Origin of the sequence: Gelria sp. Kuro-4 (assembly GCF_019668485.1) — a bacterium.
Taxonomy (GTDB): domain Bacteria; phylum Bacillota; class DTU030; order DUMP01; family DUMP01; genus DUMP01.
Genome location: NZ_AP024619.1, coordinates 2,647,317 through 2,664,720 on the forward strand (window position 1 = coordinate 2,647,317; position 17,404 = coordinate 2,664,720).

The window sequence follows — 17,404 nt, forward strand, 5'->3', positions numbered from 1 at the left end:
TTCAGACGTATAATTTAAGCAGCACAGTCATTCAATAATGAAAGGAGAGTGTCCATGCCGTTTATTCAGATTGACGGCCCCGTGCTCACCAAGGAAAAAAAGGCGCAACTTATTAAGGCCCTCACCGAAGCCGCCAGCACCACGCTGGGCATCCCCGGCCAGGCTTTCTCGGTGCTGATCCGGGAGACTCCGCCGGACAACGTCGGGGTAGGCGGGACCCAACTTTCCGAGCTACGCAAATAGTAGAGGTCAAACCGCCGGCGGTCGGAGGCGCCGGTTTTTCTTTTATTCCCCCAGGTAGGCGCGGCGCACGTCGTCGCTGGCGAGAAGTTCCGCGGCGGGGGCGGCCTTGACGATACGCCCCGTCTCGAGGATGTAGCCGTGCCGGGCCAGGCTGAGGGCCAGGTGCGCGTTCTGCTCCACCAGGAGAATCGTGGTACCTTGACGGTTGATCTCGGCGATGATGCCGAAGATCTGTTCCACCACCAGGGGGGCCAGGCCCATGGAGGGTTCATCCAAGAGAAGCAGCTCGGGGCGCGCCATCAGCGCCCGCCCGATGGCCAGCATCTGCTGTTCCCCGCCGCTCAAGGTCCCGGCCAGCTGCCGGCGCCGTTCGGCCAGTACGGGAAACTGCGCGTAAACGCGTTCCAGGTCCTCAGCCACGGTGCTGCGGTCCCGGCGCACGGTGGCGCCCAGGACTAAGTTCTCCCACACCGTCATTTGGGGAAAGACCCGGCGCCCCTCCGGCACCAAGGCGATCCCGGCCCGCACCACGGTGTCCGCCCGGGCGCCGGTGATGTCCTGCCCGCGGAAGAGAACGCGGCCGCTCCGGGGCCGCAGAAGGCCGCAGATGGTCTTTAAGGTGGTGGTCTTGCCGGCGCCGTTGGCACCGATGAGCGTGGCGATCTCGCCCTCCTCTACAGCAAAGGAGATGCCCTGCAACGCAGCAATGTTGTCGTAGTAGGTGCTAACGTTGGTGAGCTGCAGCATTTTCACCCTGCCTCCCCAGATAGGCCTGGATAACGGCCGCATCGCGCCGCACCTCGGCCGGGGTCCCCTCGGCGATCTTCTTGCCGTGGTCGAGGACAACCACCCGGTCAGAGATCTCCATCACCAGGCGCATGTCGTGCTCGATGAGCAGGATGGTCAGCCCACGCCTGCGGATCCGCTCGATCAGCGCCATGAGCTCCTTCGTTTCCTGGGGGTTCATTCCGGCCGCCGGCTCGTCGAGAAGGAGCACCCCGGCACCCGTGGCCAGCGCCCGGGCGATCTCCAGGCGGCGCTGCTGGCCGTAGGCCAGGCTGCCGGCTTTCGCTCCCGCCTGTGCGGCCAGCCCGACAAAATCCAGCGCTTCAAGGGCCGCCGCGCGGCTTTCCTGCTCTTCCCGCCGCGCCGCCTTAAGCGGCAGAAGCGCCCCGCCCAGCCCCGCGCGCCCATGGCCGTGGCGCGCCACCAGGCAGTTCTCCAGCGCCGACATGTTCCGGAAAAGGCGGATGTTCTGGAAGGTGCGGGCGAGGCCGCGGCGGGTGATCTGAAAGGGTTTCAGCCCCTTGATGCTCTCGCCCCGCAACAGCACCTCTCCCGCCGCCGGCCGGTAGATGCCGGTGAAAACGTTAAAGAGGGTGGTTTTGCCAGCCCCGTTCGGGCCGATCAGGCTCAGCACCTGGCCTTCCTGAAGCGCCAGGTCCACCGCGCTTACGGCCGTCACACCGCCGAAGCGCACGGTCACACCGCGGCTCTCAAGCAGCGTCATGCTGTCCCCTCCTCAGCGCCGGCAGGTGCAGCCGCTTGAGGAGACCGGGCAGTGCCCGGCCCCCGCCCGCCAGCCCCTGGGGAAACCAGAGCATGGCCACCACCAGCAGGGCGCCGTAGATCAGCTGGCGGTACTGGGCCACCGCCGGCGAGACTGAGCGCAGGAGCTCCGGCAGCGTGCTCAAGGCGACGGCGCCCAGGACCGCCCCCGGCAGACTCCCCATCCCTCCCAAGACCACCATGGAAAGGATCTCAATCGAGCGCATGAAGCCGAAGTTGCTGGGGTTGATGTAGCGGATGTAGTGGGCGTAGAGCCCGCCCGCCACGCCGGCGTAAAAGGCCCCGACGGCGAAGGCCAGGATTTTCGTCTGGGTGGTATCGATGCCCATGGCGTCGGCCGCCAGCTCATCCTCCCGCACGGCGACGAAGGCGCGTCCCAGGCGCGAGCCCAGGATCCGCACCAGGGAAAGATACGTCAGGGCAACGGCGATGAGGACGATGGGCAGGGTGGTATACCCTGGTATGGCACGCAGGCCCACCGGGCCGCCGGTGATCTTCTGGTTAAGCGCCACTACGCGCAGGATTTCGCCGAAACCCAGCGTGGCGATGGCCAGGTAGTCGCCGCGCAGGCGCAGGGTAGGGATGCCGATCAGAGCGCCTGCGAGGGCGGCCACCAGCCCCCCGGCCGTGAGGGCCGCAAGAAACGGCTGGCCGGCCTTGGTGAGGAGGGCGGCCGTGTACGCCCCGATACCCATAAAGGCGGCGTGCCCCAAAGAGAGCTGGCCGGTGAAGCCGCTCACCAGGTTCAGCCCCAGAGCGAGAATCACGTTGATGCCGGCCAGCACCAGCACCTGCAGCACGTAAGCATTCATCGGCTTCACCTCACACCTTTTCTTGCGCCGGGCTGCCCATGATCCCGGCCGGTTTAACGAGGAGGACGACAATCAGGATGGCGAAGGCGATGGCGTCCCGGTACTGGGAAAGGTAGACCGCCCCCAGAACCTCGGCGAAGCCGAGGAGAAGCCCGCCCACCATGGCCCCGGGGATGTTGCCGATGCCGCCGAGCACCGCGGCGACGAAGCCTTTGAGCCCGGGTTGAAAGCCCATCAGGGGATCCACCGAGTTGAAGTACAGCCCGATGAGAAGCCCCGCCGCCGCCCCGAGGGCGGAGCCCAGGGCGAAGGTGAGGGCGATCACCCGGTCGATGTCGATGCCCATGAGGCGTGCCGTCTCCTGGTCCTGGGCGGTGGCCCGCATGGCCCGGCCCAGCGCCGTGCTCCGGATGAGAAAGTTAAGGCCCAGCATCAAGAGGACGGCCACGGCGATGATGACAATCTGCAGGGTGGAAACGGTGAGGCCCCCGGGCAGGCGAAAGACGTGCACCGCAAAAGGGCGCGGGAAGGGACGGGTGGCCGGGCCGGCGACGGCCAGGGCCAGGTTTTGGAGGAAAATGGACACGCCGATGGCGCTGATGAGCACGGACAGCCGCGGCGAGGTCCGGAGCGGCCGGTAGGCCAGGCGTTCCACGCCCACCCCCAGGAGCGCCGCCCCCGCCATGGCCAGGAGAAAGGCCGCCGGAGCCGGCAGCTTGGCGACGGTAACCAAAAACAGGCCCAGAAACGCCCCTGCCATATAGATCTCGCCGTGGGCAAAGTTGATGAGGCCGAGGATGCCGTAGACCATGGTGTATCCCAGGGCGATCAGGGCGTAGGTGGTGCCAAGGATAAGGCCGTTCAAGAGTTGTTCCAGCAGCACTGCTTGCACCCCCCGGTTAAAGGCCGAGGCACGCGGCAGCGGGCAGGTTTCCCTGCCCGCCCGAACGCGCCGGCCGCTTAGCGCACGCGCACGAACTTACCCTGTTCCACCTTGAGGATAACGATGTCTTTCTCGGCGTCGCCGTTGGCCGTGAACGAAGTGGTGCCGGTGATACCGGGGAAGTCCCGGGTGGCGGCCAGGGCCGCCTGGATCTTGGTCGTATCCGTGCTACCCGCCTTCTTGATCGCCTCGAGCACGATCTTGGCCGCATCGTAGGCCTGGGCGGCAAACATATCGGGCTCTTCGTTAAACTTCGCCTTGTAGGCCGCCACAAAGTTCTGTACCGCCGGACTGGTATCGCCGGAGTAGAAGCCGGCGGTGAAGACGGCGCCTTCTACCGCGTCGCCGCCCAGCTCCGTGAGCTTGCTGGAGTAAAAGCCGTCGGCGCCGAGAAGCTGGACCTTAAGGCCCATTTCCTTGGCCTGCTGCGCGATTTTGGCCGCTTCTGTGTAATAGCCGCCGATATAAAGGGCGTCCGGATTCTGGGCCTTGATCTTGGTGAGCTGGGCACTGAAGTTGGCGTCGCCGTCAGTGTAGGCCTCCACCGCCACCACCTCACCCAACTCCTTGGCCTTGGCCGTAAAACCGTCGCGCAGGGCCATGCCGTAGTCGTTGTTGGTAAACATCACCGCAAAGCGCTTGACCTTGAGCTCCTGTACCGCGTACTCGGCCAGCTGGGCGGCCTGCACGTTGTCGGAGATGCAGTTGCGGAAGATGTAGGGACCGATATCGGGAATGCCCGGGGCGGTGGAAGAAGAGGAGATCATCGGGACCTTGGCGTCGTTGGCGATCGGCCCGCCGCTCAAGGTCTCAGAGCTCAGGACCGCCCCCACAATGGCCACCACTTTGTCCTGCTCCACCAGCTTGCGGGTGGCGTTGGCCGCCTCCGTCTGGTCGCCCCGGCTGTCCTCCGGGACCAGCTCCACCTGCGTGCCGCTGATCCCACCCGCCTTGTTCACCTCGTCCACGGCGATCTCTACCCCGTGTTTCGTGCTCTGGCCGTAAGTGGCGGCGTTGCCGCTCAGGGGCCCGACGGTGCCGATCTTGATCACCGCCGCTTCGCTGCCGCCGCTCGCCCCCTCTTTCTCCGCCGCCGGCTTGCTGCCGCTACACCCGGCCAGCACCACTGCCGCCGCTACCACCGCTGCTGCCAACCCGAACCACCGTTTTCGTCCCATCGCTTCAGTCTCTCCCCTCAGTTTAAGTATGAGTTCGGTCCCCTCTCAGACAGTGCATCCGGCGCCGACGCGCAGCGCCTCGGTTGAAAAGGCTGCACCTCCCCCCTTCCGCAAAAAGGGTGCAACAAAAAGACCCCGGTGGCAATTCCCACAGGCTTACGCTTGAGGGGAACTTGCCGCTGGGGTCTTTTCTACCCACGGTGTGGCGCGCTGCGCCCTGTACCGCTTGGACCAGACCGGGACTTGCCCGCGGAACCCTAGGTACACTTCCATCCTCAGTTCATGAGAGTGTTTGGTACGTAGTATAGCAAAGAGTCCGCGTGCGGGCAAGCCCTTTTTTTATTTTTCTTTGGTGTCGGGCAGGATTTCTGCCCGGTCGGCTCGGGCGCGGGCGCGGATTTTGGCGTTAATCAGCTCGTCCGCCGCAATCGGCGGGTTCATGCCGTCGCTCATGATGTTATCGGTGGCGTAGACTTCTTCTTTGCTTCTTTTCCTCCTCACCCCCGCCCCGCCTCCTTGCTTCCCCCCGGGCCGAACTGCTCGTAAGCGCGCCGTGCTTCGGCCAACAGCGCGCGGCATTCCGGGTGGTGCAGGAACTCGGCGTGCGCCTCTCCAAAGGCCCGGCGCAGCTCCGGGCTCTCCCGGAGCAGGGCCCGGCCCAGCTCCATGGCGCTCACCATCACGCGGGCCAGGCGCTCGCGCTCGGCCGGCTCGGCGGCCTTGAGCTTCTCCAGGCCGTTCTCGCTCAAACCCATCAGGAGATCGGTCAGCATCTACTCACCCCCGCCTTAGTTTGCCCCGCCCGGCGCCCGGCATGCCGGGCATGCAAAAGCGGCCCGCACGCTGGGCGTCGAGCCGCCCTTGGGGGTCCGCCATCGTCATCGCCTTTCACTTCTTCTCGCTCCGAGCGCCGGCCGCTTCCACCGCCGCCAAGGCGGCGCCCACCGCGGCCGTATCGCCGAAAAAGGCGACGGTGCTGATGTGCTGCGGGCAGTTACCGCTGATCTCCACCGCCACCACGTCGCCCGCCTTCTGCCCGACATCGGCGAAATAGAACAGGCTGGGAAGATCAGTCTGCACCAGACCCACCGCGTCGAAGCGCCGCCCCTCCACCGCTTGGCGCGCCGCCGGCACCATACGTCGGAGCAGCATGGCCGTGGTTCCCGGGCGCGGGGCCCGGATGAGACGGGTAGTGAGCACAAGAGGGTCCCCCTTTGCGCTTAGAACGTCAGGTCGGGATGCGGCGAGGCGATCACCGCCGTGGCCACGAGGACGCCTTCTTCGGCCAGCCGGTTTTCAGCGCTGCGCACGGCCGCCTCCACCGCCGCCAGCTCCCCGCAGAGGAAGACGAAGGCCTTGCCGCCCATTCCCCGGGCCAAGCGAATTTCCAGGAGCTCCACATTGCCGGCCTTCGCCGCCGTATCGCCCGCCACCACCGCTGAGGCGGCGTCGATGGTCTCGACCACGCCGAAGGCACCCCGGGGCTCCACCGGCGTGGTGGCGGTGAGGGCGGGGAAGATCGCCGGGTGCACGTTGGGCAGCACGAAGCGGTCGACGGCGAAGGTGGGATCAAAATTAAAGCCCCGCTCCACCGCCGCCTGCACTGCGCCCACATCCCCGGCCACCAGGGCGATGAACTTGCCCGGGCAGAGGACCGTGGCCTGGATCAGCTCCACATGGCCGGCCTTAAGCATGGCGTCGGCCGCCGCTAAACCCCGGGCGATACTCTTATACTCGATAAGGCCTAAAGCCTGTTTCACCTCTCCCACCCCTTTCTACGGCCGCCGCCGAACCAGCACCAGGGCCGTCGGCGTCTGCTCCGCCACCCAGCCGCTGAGGCTGGCAAACAGGCGGCTCCCCAGTTTTCCCGCCGGGATCTCCGCCACCAGCTGCCCGGCCTCCACCCGGTCGCCCACCGCTACCACCGCTTCGGCCGGGGCACCCACATGCTGCTTCAGGGGAAGGGTCACCTGCTCCGGTTCCCAGGTTACCTCCCGCGCCGGCGCCGGGCGCGCGTAGGGTTTCAGGCCGAGGCGCGGCAGGAGGCGTGCCACCGGCACCCGCCGGTAGGACCGCCATGAGTGTACACCCGCCGGGGCGCCCTTGTGCGGGTTCTTCACCCCCTGGCGGGCCAGTTCCTCCTTGAGGGCCTGGCTCACCCGCCGGGGGGATAGTCCCAGGGGGCAGGCGTAGAGGTCACAAACACCGCACTCCGAGCAAAGGAAGGCCGCCGTCACCGGCGCCGCCACCCGGCTCCCGCCGTAGCTCGCAGCCAGCATCACCTTGTGGGGAGCGAGCCCGTGCCCCAAAAGGTGCCGGGGGCAAAGGTCGGTGCACTCCTGGCACTGACAACAGGCTGCACGCGCCTGCCGCAGGATGCCGGCCAGCGGCCGCGCCCGCACCTGAACGACGGGGCTGAGGCGCGGCAGGACCACCAAACCCTTGGTGGTCTTGGTGACGGGCTCGGCCAGGTTCTCCACCAGCTTCCCCATCATGGGGCCGCCGTTTAAGACGGCAAAGTCGGGCACGCCCGCCCCGCCGGCCAGGGTGAGCATCTCCCCTATGCTCACCCCGAGCGGCACCCGGAACGTGCCGGGGCTCTTTACCGCCCCGGCCACGGTAACCCACTTGTGAGTCACCGGCCGCCCTTCTTTAGCTTCCGCCAGGTTCCAGAGGGTCTCGACGTTGAGCACCACCACCCCCACCTGGAGAGGGATGCCGCCCTGGGGCACCAAGCGCCCGGTGGTCTCGTAGACCAGCACAAACTCATCGCCCGCCGGGTAAAAGTCGCCCAGGGGCACCACTTGCAGGGCCGGATAGGGGGCGACGGCCGCCTTGCCCGCCGCCACCGCTTTCTCGTGTTTGGCCTTGATGGCGATGCGCGCCTCCTGGGCGCCCAGGGCCTGGCGCACCTCTTCCAGCATGGCGGCCAGGCGCTCCCCGTCCCGGATGAGAAGCGTTTGGTCCACCGTGAGGAGCGGCTCGCACTCCGCCCCGTTCACCACCACGTATTCCACCCGGGCGTCCAGCTTCACGTGCGTCGGAAAACCGGCCCCGCCCGCGCCGACCACGCCCGCGCGCCGGGCCAGCTCAGCTACAGCGTTCATCGCCTTCACCTCCGCCTAGCGGATGGAAAAGGCATCCACCAGCACGCAGCGGCGCTTGCGGGTGAAGGTCCGCGCCGAGGTCAGCCCCTCGCCGGTGGGCCCGGCGATGGTAAAGGTTGTAAAGCCTTCACCGCCCACCCCGATGCCGGCATAAGAAGGACCGTTCTTGACAAAGATCGTGGTCTGGATCTCACGCGCCAGGCGCGTCATGTGATCCACGTTCTTGGAGTGCATGATGGCCGTGTGGCGGTTGCCGTGTTCCACCGCCACGGCGAAGGCGATGGCCTCGTCGATATCTTTCACGCGCACCAGCGGCAGGATGGGCATCATGAGCTCCTCTTGCACGAAGGGATGCTCCTTTTCCACCTCCACCACAATGCCGCGCGTCTCCGGCGGCACCTCCTTGCCGATGGCCTTAAGCAGCACCGCCGCGTCGCGGCCGATGTACTTGCGGCTGGGCCTGCCCTCCTTGGTGAGCACCGCCTCGGCCAGCCGGTCGATGTCGCGCCGGTCCTTCAGCTGGACGGCGCCGTTCTTGAGGAGGTTAAAGAGCAGGTAGTCGGCGATGCTCTCCACGGCAACGATCTCTTTTTCCGCGATGCAGGGCAGGTTGTTGTCAAAGGTGCCACCCGCGACGATATCGTGCCCCGCTTTTTCAATGTCGGCCGTGTCGTCCACCACCACCGGCGGGTTACCCGCCCCGGCGCCGATGGCCTTTTTGCCCGAGCTGAGGACGGCGTGCACGATGCCCGGGCCCCCGGTGGCCACCAAGAGCCGTACCGCCGGGTGTTTGAACAGCACCTGGGTCGCCTCAATGCTCGGTTCAGCCACCGAGGTAACCGCATCCTCCGGCCCGCCGGCGCTCACAATGGCCTCATTGATCAACTCCACCGCCCGTAGCGAGGCCGCCTTGGCCCCCGGGTGCGGGCTGAAGACCACGCTGTTGCCGGCGGCGAACATGCCGATGGCGTTACAGAAGACCGTTTCAGTGGGGTTGGTGGAAGGGGTGATGGCCCCGATGACCCCGAAGGGGGACATCTCCACCAGGGTGAGCCCGGCGTCGCCGCTCCAGGCCTCCGTGGTGAGGTCCTCGGTACCCGGGGTCTTGTCGGCCACCAGGTTGTTCTTGACAATTTTGTCGCCGATGCGGCCCATACCCGTCTCCTTGACGGCCATCTCCGCCAGTTCCCCGGCGTGCGCCCTCAAGGCCGCCCGGACGGCAGCGATACACTTTTCCCGTTCCGCCAGCGTCAGGCGCGCGACTTTTTTCTGAGCCGCCGTCGCCCGGTCAATCGCTTCTTCCATGGAGGCGTACACGCCCGGCGGCGCCTGCGACCCCGGTACGCCCCTTTCCACATCCTGCAGGCGCAACAGCACCTGGCGAACAACTTCTGCTATCTCGACGGCACCGGCACTACTTCCCACTTACGTTCTCCTCCTCCCAAACTCGCACCGCCGCCTGCGCCACCTCCATGTCCTGCTCCACCGTACCGCCGCTCACCCCCAGCGCGCCCACGACTTCACCTCCGGCCAGGAGCGGGAAGCCCCCGCCGAAGATCACCAGGCGCCCCTCGTTGGTGGCTTCGATGCCGAAGAGCGGCTGCCCCGGCTGCGCCAGATCGGCCAGGGTGTGCGTGGGCATTTTGAGGACGGCGGCGGTGTACGCCTTCTTCCAGGCGATGTCGATGCTGGCGATGAGGGCGCCCACCTGGCGCTCCAGAAGGAGCAGCTGACCGGCACTGTCCACCACGGCCGCCACCACCGGCAGGCCCAGCCGCTCAGCCTGCTTTTGAGCCGCTGTTACCAGGCGGCGCGCCGCTTCCAGGGTAAGCCCGCGCTCTCGGCCCACCCCCAAGCGCTCCAGCACCTTCTCCTTGACCAGCTGCACCAGTTCCTCATCCCCTTCGGCCCGGGCCAAAACATAGAGTAGGTCAGAGAGACGGTTCAGGTAACGCACCAGTTCTTCCCGCACGCGGCGTTCCTGCCGCAGGCGCACCACCAGCCGCTCGGCCCGGCGCACCACGGTGCGGGCCACGTCCAGCGCCCCGGCGCCCCGCGTGCCGCCCGGCAAGACAAAGCCCTTCTGGGGCGGCAGGGTGGCCTGGATCTCATCGATGGCCTGCTCCAGGCGCCGGATGTCATCTTCCTGCAGCCTTTCCTTGAGCTTGAGGAGCCCCTCCGGCGTGCTGGCCAGCTCCGAGGCCAGGATCTGCAGCCTCGCCTGCAGCACGGGCAAAAGTTCCTGGGCGCGCCGGCTGCGCACCAGGCCCCGGGCCAGGCCGAGCCAAGAGTTGGCCTCGTCCACGGTGCCGTAGCACTCCACCTGCAGGTCGGCCTTGGAAACCCGCCGGCCGCCCCAGAGGCTCGTTTCCCCCTTGTCCCCGGTCCGGGTGTAAACTTTCATCGCTCCTCAACCTCCATGGTATCCACTATCCCCACAATGGCCGCGTCGATGGGCGAATCCGGCTGCCGCACGGCCTGCCGGGCGGAGCTTCCCTCCGCCACCAGCACCACTTCACCGATCCCGGCGCCCACCGCGTCCACCGCCACCTGGCTTTCGCCGTCCGGCTCGCCTTTGGGGGTTATGGGCCGGACAATGAGGAGCTTCGTCCCCACCAGCCGCTCGTCTTTCTTCGTCGCCACAACGTTTCCGATGACCCTGCCGACAAACATCCTCTCACCCTCTCGCCGGGAGTTGGCCGACTACAATCTCGATCCCCCGGTCCCGGGCCAGGTCGCGCGCCAGCGGGGTTACCAACGTTCCAGCGCTCACCTGCAGCACCCGTCCTTCCCAGGCCGCCACGTCGCTCCGGCTGAGAACCCGGCCGCTGAACACCCGGCCGGCCGCGGGAGCCGGCGGCGCCGCCGGGGCCTCACCCTGGACCGCCGCCGCGAGTTCACGGGCGGCAACCAGCCGCACGCCGAACTCCGTAAGGCGCGCCAGGTTCCCGCTCAAAAGCGCCCGGTAGGGAGCAGCCGCCTTGTTCATACCGAGTTGGGCCCGTACCGGGTTCGCCGGATCGCAGGCATCCCGGGCGGCAAAAACAGGCCGGCCGGTGAGCAGGCTGTCCATGATGAGTGTCGCCGCCAGCGTATCTGCGATCCCGTGCGCCACCTTGGCCGCGGTGTTCAAGGTAAGTACCGGCACCAGCGTCAAATCGGCCTCCTTTAAAACGGCGCCCGGGGCCTGCCCGTCCGCCTCGGTGATAATCTCAATATCGCCCAGCTCGCTCTTGAGCCACTCTTTTCCCAGCACCCGCTCGGCGCTGGGCGTGAGCACCGCACGCACGCTGTAGCCCGCCGCCAGAAGTTTCTTCACTTCCGCCCGGCCCTCGGGGGCGCCGATGGTGCCACCGCAGAACAGGGCCAGGGCCCGTCGGCCGCGGCCCGCCAGGCGCCGCAGCACCTGCGCCACAATCTTTTCCACCAGGGCGTTTTCGTCCATCGCCTATCACCCCTCACAAGCGGCCATCGCAATCCCCAGCGGCGTCACCAAAAGCGGGTGCCGGGGTAGGTAGACGGGCAGCCCCAGCTCATCCTCCATCACCCGCTCAAAACCGGGAAAGGCGCAGGTTCCACCCACCAGGTACACGGCCGGTACCGCGCGGCCGGCCAGGTGGCGGCGCGCGATGGTCGCCATTTTCTCCAGCACGGGGCGGACCACCGGAAAAAGCGCCGCCTGCTCTTTCGGGTCACGCTTGCGCCGCTCGGCCTCTTCCGTGGTAATGCCAAAGCGCCCGGCGATCACCAGGTCCAGGTGGGTCCCGCCGGTAGGCTCATCGGCCGTGTAAACCACGCGCCCGTCCTTAAGCACCGAGATCCCGGTGGTGCCGCCGCCCACGTCGACCACCGCGCCGTCCTTTATGCCCAGCACGCGGGCAGCGGCGCTGGGTTCGTCGATGATCACCTTAACCTCCAGGTCCGCGGCCTCGAGCACATGGCGGGTAACCTTGGCGTTGCCGGCCTCGGTCCCGGGCGGGACGGCCGAGGCGCCCTCCCTGAGTTCACACCCCAGGCGCGCCCGGAGCGAATCCAGCTGGCGGCGCACAATGTCCACCGCCCCGACGTAGTCGACGATCATCCCTTCGCGTACCACCCGCGCCGGCGTGATCTCCCCCGCCAGCGGGGTGCCGGCGGCGCCCAAGGCTACGCTTACAACGTTGGCCGTCCCCACATCCACGCCCACGTGCACCGGTCCCGTGGGGGGCAGGGCAGGATGGGGCGCCAGGCGCTCCGCCAGCGCGGCGATCAGGGCGTTCGCCTCCGCCAATTCAGCCATCTGCCCTCTCCCCGCCCGGCACAAGTTCCACGTAATCGCCCGACTGCAAGCCGGCGGCGTTGGCCTCGTCGGTGTCGATGTGCAGCTCCAACCGGGAAGCTGCCGACACCCGCACCAGCACCTGGCCAAAGGTGAGGGCCCGCTCCCCTCCCGGCACCACCACCTGGACGCGGTCGCCGTCCTTGAGGCCCCAGGCAGCCGCTTCCGGCGGCGTGATGTGGATGTGCCGCAGGGCCACAATGACGCCTTCCCGCAGGTAACGCGCCCCCTTGGGACCCACCACCGCCACGCCCGGCGTGCCGGCAATATGTCCGGAGGGGCGCACCAGGGGCGGAATCCCCAGGGCGAAGCAATCGCTCTGCGCCACCTCCACTTGGGTGTGCCTGCGCGGCGGCCCCAGCACCCGCACCTTGCTGAACACTCCCTTGGGCCCAACCAGGGTTACCGTCTCCTCGGCGGCGTACTGGCCGGGCTGCAGGGGTTTTTTCGGTGTCAAGTTGTAGCCGGGACCGAAAAGTTCTGCCAGGTCCTCGGGCGCAAGGTGCACATGCCGTGCCGACACCCCTACGGGTATGCGCAGGATACGGCCCTGCCCACCGGCAGGGTCCGGCTCGGCCTTGAGGCGGGCCAGAACCTGCGCCACCACCTGGGCCACCAGTTTATCGCTCTCCGCCATCAGGCTGTTTCCTCCTCGCCGCAGCGAAAACTATGCCCCCGCCCCCGCCGGGGCGGCTCTGCCCCTCACCCTAAGCGCGGGGCAGGATTTTCTCCGTATCGGTGTGCGGCCGCGGGATGACGTGCACGGAAACCACCTTACCCACCCGGCCGGCGGCAGCAGCGCCGGCATCGGTGGCCGCTTTAACCGCGCCCACATCGCCGCGCACCATCACCGTCACCAGGCCGTGCCCGATCTTCTCGTAGCCGATTAAGGTAACATTGGCCGCCTTCACCATGGCATCGGCCGCCTCAATGGCAGCCACCAGGCCCTGGGTTTCTATGAGGCCCAGCGCTTCGCCCATGTTTTACCCTCCTCACTCCGCGTAGTGAATACAACGCGACCGCGGTTCACCCTTGCGCCGCGGGCAGGCCGGATCACCGCACAGGTTGCACACTTCCGGGGGAGCGGGTTTCTCGGCGCTGGCCGCCGCCGGCAGCACCGCTTCCGGGTATTCCCCGCCCGGGGCGGCACCCGCCTCCTCCGGCGGTTCGGCCACCGGCGCCGGCCCCTCCCGCCTGCTCCGGGGCTGCTCCCGGGGCTCAGGTTCAGGCTCCGGCTCGGCGGCCGGCTCTACCTCGGCCGGCTCCGGCAGGGGAACGGTTCCGGCCGGTCCTCCTGTTTCCACGCCGGGGGTTTCCGGTTGCTCAGCCGGTTCTTGCCGGTCCGCGCCGGCCTTTTCTTCGCCGGCGGGCTGCCCGGCGGGGCGTTTCTCTTGCCCCACCGTCTCCGGCGAGTGGATGAGCTTGGTCAGATCGGGATGCGGCCGCGGGATCACGAGCGTACTGACGACTTTGCCCACCCGGCCGGCCGCCTGGGCCCCGGCCGTCACCGCCGCCTGGACCGCGGCCACGTCACCGCCGAGCTTCACCGCCACCATGCCGCCGCCGCGGGTAAGCTCGTAACCCAGGAGCCGGACGTTGGCCGCCTTCACGGCCGCGTCCGCGCCCTCCACCGCCGCCGTCAAACCGACAGTTTCAATGAGTCCCAGCGCTTGTTGCTGCACCGCGCTCACCTCCTTCGGCCCGGCTCATTTCCGCCAGCACTCTTTGCACCACCGCCGCCACCAGTTCCCTGAGGCCATCTCCGTCCGCCGGCTGCGTACGGGCAGCCGGCGCCGGCGGTGGGTCTTCCTGCTCCTTGAAGGGGATGCCCTTCACCAGCCGGGCCGCGTTGGCGCCCAAGCGCCGGGCCGCGGCCGGGCTGCACTCGCTCCGGGGCAGGAAGAACAGGGGCCTCTCGCGCGGCAGGCGGCTGTAGTGCACGGCCAGGCCATCGGCGGCCAGGCCCACACCTGTACCGAGAGGTGAGGCCTGGGCAGCGGCGTAGGCGAGCTCGGCCGCACCGGCTTCCCCCGCCTCAACCTGGAGTTCGCCGGGGATGCCTTCCTCTTCCAAGCCCAGCTCCACCTCCCGGCAGAGCTCGTCGCTCAGGGCGCCCGCACCCCGGTACAGCTTGACGTGAGGCTTCTCTTTTCGTGCCCGCTCTTCCAGGCCCACGCTTTTCACTCCCTGCTTTCTTGGTACGCCAGCACCAAACCGGTGGCTACGGCGTTGCGCGGTCCCTCGCTGCCCCGGATGTTGGCCTGGCCGGCCACCACGCCGTACTCCGCCAGCCGGTCGGTGATAAAGCCGGCCACTTCCCAGTCCAGTGACGACCCGCCCACCAGCGCCACAAAGTCGATGTCGCGAATGTTGCCGGTGGTGATCACCTGTTTCAGGGCGCGCACGCTGTTCTCCACAAACACCCGGCGCTTCGCCTCCCGGCGCACCGTGCGCACCCTCTCCAGGCTGTGCTCGCCCGGCAGCGGAACCAGCTCTCCTTCCTTGAGGAGCACCACCCGGGCAAAGGTCTGGGGCGGCAGCGGCTGCGTAAAAAACTGCACCGTCCCGTCTTCGTGCCGGATATGATACAGGCTCTCCACCTTGGCCAGGGGGTAGCGCTTGATGTCCTCGGCCAGGCCCGGGTCCTCGAGGCCCAGTTCGGCGTTGATCAGCATGGTCACCATGTTCCCCGCCCCGGCCAGGTGTACGGAGCGCACCTCGCCGCTTTTGGTAATGAGCGCCGCATCGGTCGAACCGGCACCCAAATCCAGAATGGCCAGGGGAGCGCTCGTGCCCGGGGTGGTGAGGGCACCGCGGATGGCCATGTTGGCCTCCACGCCGCCCACTTCCACCGTGATCCCGGTTTCTTCCGCCAGCGCCTGGGCAATCCGCTCCATCTGCAGACGGTCGGCCTTCACCATGGCTGCCAGGCCCACCGCGTTTTCCAGCGAAAACTCCTCGGCGATGCCGCCGCGCACCTTCTGCGGTACAAAGGTATCCACCGCCAAAAGATCCTGGATGGCGATGTTGCCCGCCGGCTGCCCGGTGAGCTCTGCCATCACCTGGCGCACCCGCTCCAGCATCCCGCCGGCGTTGGTGCCCGGCTCGCCGCGCACGTCCTTAAGCGGCGCCACAGCCGCCACCGCCTGCATGATGGCCTCAGCGCCTTCCTCCACGTCAACCGTCTCAGAGTGGCGCTCGCCGAGGAGCGTGAGCCTGCCGGCAGCGATGCGCCGTTCCCGCACATCGCCGGCGGGGGTTTTGATCACCACCGCAGAACGGTTGCCGATGAGGGCCCGGGCCATGGGTACCACAGCCTTCGTCTCTTCGGGGCCAAGGCCGAAAACCGTGGCGATGCCGTACGGGTTGGAGAGCGTGGTGATGGCGCCGCCGGGGGCCGCCACTTCAATGGCGGCCAGCATGCCCAGGGGTACCTTCTCGATCAGCCTTACTTCGTCCACCACCGGGAGGGGCCGTGTCAGCCGGTTGGCAATGAGCACCCCGTCATCGCGTTGGGCGATAACGCCCTCGACCGCCACGCCGCGGGCCAGGGCCCGGTTGATTTCCGCCGCCGCCAGGGCAAAATCCCACTCCGCCGGTACTACCGCGAGCACCTTCGCCCCCGGCGCCTGCTGCGCCAGGTCGGCGATGGGGACGGTGATGCCGGTGCCCAGTCCCAATCCGCCCGGAGTGGCGGGGTTGTGGCCGATCATCGTGGATTCGGTGATCACCGTCTCCGTGATGGTCTCCATGGCCACATCCCCGATGACCGGTGCTGCTTCGTTGATGCGGATGAGGTCCAGATCCTTCAGCGCCAGCCCCGCTTTATCGAGCGCCTGGCGCAGGGCGCCGAAGATCCCGTGCAGGTTCTGCCGCGTTCCCTTGATGCCCGTAGTGGGCACCAGGCTGCCGGCTAAGAACCGGAGGCCCTCGGCGCCTAGTTCGGCCAGGGCGACCTCGGTAGTAGCATTTCCCACATCCACTCCGGCGATGCACCGCAAAGTATCAACTCCTTACGCCGTACGTAGGCGGCCGCGCCGCTCGTACACCTCGGCCGCCTCCCGGACGAGGGCGGCGTTTATGCGTGCTCCGTATTTTTGTTCGAGTTCATCGGCGATGGCAAGAAGCTCCTCTTTGGTGGAGCGATAGGGCCGCAGCGCCTGGTAAATCTCGAGGATGCGCTCATCAGGGATCTGGGTCAGCTCCGCGGCGCGCCGGAGGTTACGGGCAAACTGCGGCCGCCCGACCTTTTCGGCGATTTCGGCCTGCATCTCCAGCGTCTCGGGTGTAATGCGGACGTCCTGTGGCCCGATCTCGCCCTTAAGCACGCTCTCCAACTTGATGTCATCCAGGGATTTCCCGGTGGGGGTCTTGACGATTTCCGGTCGCTTGGTGGCCAGCGGGTAGTCGCGCGCCGGATCCAGGCCTACCTTACTGCCCGCCGCCGCGCCGCACGCCGGAGCCGGTGCCGGGCTCGTCTGCAGCGACTTCAAAACTTCGCGCACAATCTGTTCAACCAGGTTTTCCTGCACCATCCTCGTCACCTCCCCTATTTAAAGCTCACAGCAAGTTCAACCGGCTTCGCGCTGCGGTCCACGTGCTCCGTCTCCTTGATGTGGAGCACGGCCGCCACCGCCTGGTACTTGGGCCGGGCCATCTGGTCGTTTTCCGTCGGTACCGGGTTAGGCGAACCGCCCTTGGCGTACCGGGCGGCGTTGCGCCCGATGGCACGGTAGGTCTCAGGCTTGAGAAGCGGGCACTGCGGGAAAAGCTCCAGGTTGGAGAGCGGGTCGAGGTCTTTCTGGTGGATCACCGTGGTCCCGCGGGACTGGATGCCGATGCCAATGCCGGAGCCGGAGAGTTTGGCGGCCGTGTGCGCCACAAAGGCCACGTCCGAGCTCTGGCGCACGCGGATGACGCGCGCCCGCAGGCCTTCTTCTTCGATCCCGGCGATCATTTCTCGCAGAACGACGGCATGCGGAATGCCGAGGATGGTCTTCGTCTGGTAAAGCCCGAAGGCCGGCGCCAGGCCGATGACTACCTCGTCCGCCTTGGTCCCCGGCTGCGCCTCGCCCAGCTCGGTGAAGGCAATCCCACTCACCGGCGCAGCAGGGACGGCCGCTTCCGGCGCTTTTGCCGGCTCGGCCTGGCCCATGCTGGCCAGCACTTCTTCCACTACCTGGCGAACAAGCTGTTCGCTGATCTGCATACCTTTCCACCCCTTTCTGCAGGCC

General features: G+C 67.4%; 23 protein-coding genes. 1 reads left to right on the top strand and 22 read right to left on the bottom strand.

From position 1 onward, the window contains the following. Positions 1–54 precede the first annotated feature (54 nt). Positions 55–243 carry a 4-oxalocrotonate tautomerase DmpI gene (dmpI, locus tag K5554_RS13240; protein ID WP_221038923.1) on the top strand — a complete coding sequence of 63 codons (189 nt, stop codon included), beginning with the start codon at positions 55–57 and terminating at the stop codon, positions 241–243. A 42-nt stretch (positions 244–285) separates the two neighbouring features. On the opposite strand, the gene K5554_RS13245 is transcribed toward dmpI, so the two are convergent. The 22 genes from K5554_RS13245 to K5554_RS13350 all read right to left on the bottom strand — a co-directional run bounded on the left by K5554_RS13245 (position 286) and on the right by K5554_RS13350 (position 17,379). Beyond that, complete coding sequence (locus K5554_RS13245) at positions 286–990, bottom strand: ABC transporter ATP-binding protein (RefSeq protein WP_221038924.1); 705 nt, start codon at positions 988–990, stop codon at positions 286–288. After that, complete coding sequence (locus K5554_RS13250; RefSeq protein WP_221038925.1) at positions 968–1,753, bottom strand: ABC transporter ATP-binding protein; 786 nt, start codon at positions 1,751–1,753, stop codon at positions 968–970. Before K5554_RS13250 ends, K5554_RS13245 begins: the two co-directional genes overlap by 23 nt. Beyond that, on the bottom strand, positions 1,740–2,624 hold the full coding sequence (locus tag K5554_RS13255; protein ID WP_221038926.1) for a branched-chain amino acid ABC transporter permease: 885 nt from the start codon (positions 2,622–2,624) through the stop codon (positions 1,740–1,742). The genes K5554_RS13250 and K5554_RS13255 overlap by 14 nt, the downstream gene beginning before the upstream one ends. Positions 2,625–2,634: 10 nt before the next feature. Next, the gene (locus K5554_RS13260; RefSeq protein ID WP_255565414.1) at positions 2,635–3,507 is read right to left on the bottom strand and encodes a branched-chain amino acid ABC transporter permease; all 873 of its coding nucleotides are present in this window, start codon (positions 3,505–3,507) and stop codon (positions 2,635–2,637) included. A gap of 77 nt (positions 3,508–3,584) precedes the next feature. Beyond that, positions 3,585–4,745 (bottom strand): ABC transporter substrate-binding protein, encoded by a 1,161-nt coding sequence (locus K5554_RS13265; protein ID WP_221038928.1) that lies wholly within the window; start codon positions 4,743–4,745, stop codon positions 3,585–3,587. A gap of 339 nt (positions 4,746–5,084) precedes the next feature. Then, complete coding sequence (locus tag K5554_RS13270; RefSeq protein ID WP_221038929.1) at positions 5,085–5,246, bottom strand: hypothetical protein; 162 nt, start codon at positions 5,244–5,246, stop codon at positions 5,085–5,087. After that, positions 5,243–5,518: a hypothetical protein gene (locus tag K5554_RS13275; protein WP_221038930.1), complete on the bottom strand. Its 276-nt coding sequence runs from the start codon at positions 5,516–5,518 to the stop codon at positions 5,243–5,245. The genes K5554_RS13270 and K5554_RS13275 overlap by 4 nt, the downstream gene beginning before the upstream one ends. A 115-nt stretch (positions 5,519–5,633) precedes the next feature. Beyond that, complete coding sequence (locus K5554_RS13280; protein WP_221038931.1) at positions 5,634–5,945, bottom strand: BMC domain-containing protein; 312 nt, start codon at positions 5,943–5,945, stop codon at positions 5,634–5,636. Between the two features lie 20 nt (positions 5,946–5,965). Next, positions 5,966–6,505, bottom strand: a complete 540-nt coding sequence (locus K5554_RS13285; protein ID WP_255565415.1) for a BMC domain-containing protein — start codon at positions 6,503–6,505, stop codon at positions 5,966–5,968. Positions 6,506–6,520: 15 nt separating this feature from the next. Continuing rightward, positions 6,521–7,852: a 4Fe-4S dicluster domain-containing protein gene (locus K5554_RS13290; RefSeq protein ID WP_221038932.1), complete on the bottom strand. Its 1,332-nt coding sequence runs from the start codon at positions 7,850–7,852 to the stop codon at positions 6,521–6,523. Between the two features lie 15 nt (positions 7,853–7,867). Beyond that, the gene (locus K5554_RS13295; RefSeq protein WP_221038933.1) at positions 7,868–9,277 is read right to left on the bottom strand and encodes an aldehyde dehydrogenase family protein; all 1,410 of its coding nucleotides are present in this window, start codon (positions 9,275–9,277) and stop codon (positions 7,868–7,870) included. Further along, on the bottom strand, positions 9,267–10,256 hold the full coding sequence (locus K5554_RS13300) for a cob(I)yrinic acid a,c-diamide adenosyltransferase (protein WP_221038934.1): 990 nt from the start codon (positions 10,254–10,256) through the stop codon (positions 9,267–9,269). The genes K5554_RS13295 and K5554_RS13300 overlap by 11 nt, the downstream gene beginning before the upstream one ends. Then, the gene (locus K5554_RS13305; RefSeq protein ID WP_221038935.1) at positions 10,253–10,525 is read right to left on the bottom strand and encodes a EutN/CcmL family microcompartment protein; all 273 of its coding nucleotides are present in this window, start codon (positions 10,523–10,525) and stop codon (positions 10,253–10,255) included. Before K5554_RS13305 ends, K5554_RS13300 begins: the two co-directional genes overlap by 4 nt. A gap of 4 nt (positions 10,526–10,529) precedes the next feature. Then, positions 10,530–11,297, bottom strand: coding sequence for a flavoprotein (locus tag K5554_RS13310; RefSeq protein WP_221038936.1), 768 nt, complete (start codon positions 11,295–11,297; stop codon positions 10,530–10,532). Positions 11,298–11,303: 6 nt separating this feature from the next. Continuing rightward, positions 11,304–12,131 (bottom strand): ethanolamine utilization protein EutJ, encoded by an 828-nt coding sequence (eutJ, locus tag K5554_RS13315; protein WP_221038937.1) that lies wholly within the window; start codon positions 12,129–12,131, stop codon positions 11,304–11,306. Then, on the bottom strand, positions 12,124–12,807 hold the full coding sequence (pduL, locus tag K5554_RS13320) for a phosphate propanoyltransferase (protein WP_221038938.1): 684 nt from the start codon (positions 12,805–12,807) through the stop codon (positions 12,124–12,126). The genes eutJ and pduL overlap by 8 nt, the downstream gene beginning before the upstream one ends. A 70-nt stretch (positions 12,808–12,877) precedes the next feature. Then, a complete protein-coding gene (pduA, locus tag K5554_RS13325) occupies positions 12,878–13,150 on the bottom strand; it encodes a propanediol utilization microcompartment protein PduA (protein WP_221038939.1) in 273 nt (90 codons plus the stop codon). A 12-nt stretch (positions 13,151–13,162) separates the two neighbouring features. Beyond that, on the bottom strand, positions 13,163–13,852 hold the full coding sequence (locus K5554_RS14770) for a BMC domain-containing protein (protein WP_221038940.1): 690 nt from the start codon (positions 13,850–13,852) through the stop codon (positions 13,163–13,165). Then, positions 13,824–14,345 carry a glycerol dehydratase reactivase beta/small subunit family protein gene (locus K5554_RS13335; RefSeq protein ID WP_221038941.1) on the bottom strand — a complete coding sequence of 174 codons (522 nt, stop codon included), beginning with the start codon at positions 14,343–14,345 and terminating at the stop codon, positions 13,824–13,826. The genes K5554_RS14770 and K5554_RS13335 overlap by 29 nt, the downstream gene beginning before the upstream one ends. 5 nt (positions 14,346–14,350) lie before the next feature. Further along, entirely contained in the window at positions 14,351–16,171 is a 1,821-nt protein-coding gene (locus tag K5554_RS13340) for a diol dehydratase reactivase subunit alpha (RefSeq protein ID WP_221038942.1), read from the bottom strand. 12 nt (positions 16,172–16,183) lie between these two features. Next, on the bottom strand, positions 16,184–16,705 hold the full coding sequence (locus K5554_RS13345) for a diol dehydratase small subunit (RefSeq protein ID WP_221038943.1): 522 nt from the start codon (positions 16,703–16,705) through the stop codon (positions 16,184–16,186). A gap of 14 nt (positions 16,706–16,719) precedes the next feature. Next, positions 16,720–17,379 (bottom strand): propanediol/glycerol family dehydratase medium subunit, encoded by a 660-nt coding sequence (locus tag K5554_RS13350; RefSeq protein WP_221038944.1) that lies wholly within the window; start codon positions 17,377–17,379, stop codon positions 16,720–16,722. Positions 17,380–17,404: the final 25 nt, after the last annotated feature.

What these genes read in the sequence shown, in the direction of transcription:
- dmpI (WP_221038923.1), top strand. Translation starts at nt 55, where the DNA reads ATGCCGTTTATTCAGATTGACGGCCCCGTGCTCACCAAGGAAAAAAAG.
- K5554_RS13245 (WP_221038924.1), bottom strand. Translation starts at nt 990, where the DNA reads ATGCTGCAGCTCACCAACGTTAGCACCTACTACGACAACATTGCTGCG.
- K5554_RS13250 (WP_221038925.1), bottom strand. Translation starts at nt 1,753, where the DNA reads ATGACGCTGCTTGAGAGCCGCGGTGTGACCGTGCGCTTCGGCGGTGTG.
- K5554_RS13255 (WP_221038926.1), bottom strand. Translation starts at nt 2,624, where the DNA reads ATGAATGCTTACGTGCTGCAGGTGCTGGTGCTGGCCGGCATCAACGTG.
- K5554_RS13265 (WP_221038928.1), bottom strand. Translation starts at nt 4,745, where the DNA reads ATGGGACGAAAACGGTGGTTCGGGTTGGCAGCAGCGGTGGTAGCGGCG.
- K5554_RS13275 (WP_221038930.1), bottom strand. Translation starts at nt 5,518, where the DNA reads ATGCTGACCGATCTCCTGATGGGTTTGAGCGAGAACGGCCTGGAGAAG.
- K5554_RS13290 (WP_221038932.1), bottom strand. Translation starts at nt 7,852, where the DNA reads ATGAACGCTGTAGCTGAGCTGGCCCGGCGCGCGGGCGTGGTCGGCGCG.
- K5554_RS13300 (WP_221038934.1), bottom strand. Translation starts at nt 10,256, where the DNA reads ATGAAAGTTTACACCCGGACCGGGGACAAGGGGGAAACGAGCCTCTGG.
- K5554_RS13305 (WP_221038935.1), bottom strand. Translation starts at nt 10,525, where the DNA reads ATGTTTGTCGGCAGGGTCATCGGAAACGTTGTGGCGACGAAGAAAGAC.
- K5554_RS13310 (WP_221038936.1), bottom strand. Translation starts at nt 11,297, where the DNA reads ATGGACGAAAACGCCCTGGTGGAAAAGATTGTGGCGCAGGTGCTGCGG.
- eutJ (WP_221038937.1), bottom strand. Translation starts at nt 12,131, where the DNA reads ATGGCTGAATTGGCGGAGGCGAACGCCCTGATCGCCGCGCTGGCGGAG.
- pduL (WP_221038938.1), bottom strand. Translation starts at nt 12,807, where the DNA reads ATGGCGGAGAGCGATAAACTGGTGGCCCAGGTGGTGGCGCAGGTTCTG.
- pduA (WP_221038939.1), bottom strand. Translation starts at nt 13,150, where the DNA reads ATGGGCGAAGCGCTGGGCCTCATAGAAACCCAGGGCCTGGTGGCTGCC.
- K5554_RS13345 (WP_221038943.1), bottom strand. Translation starts at nt 16,705, where the DNA reads ATGGTGCAGGAAAACCTGGTTGAACAGATTGTGCGCGAAGTTTTGAAG.
- K5554_RS13350 (WP_221038944.1), bottom strand. Translation starts at nt 17,379, where the DNA reads ATGCAGATCAGCGAACAGCTTGTTCGCCAGGTAGTGGAAGAAGTGCTG.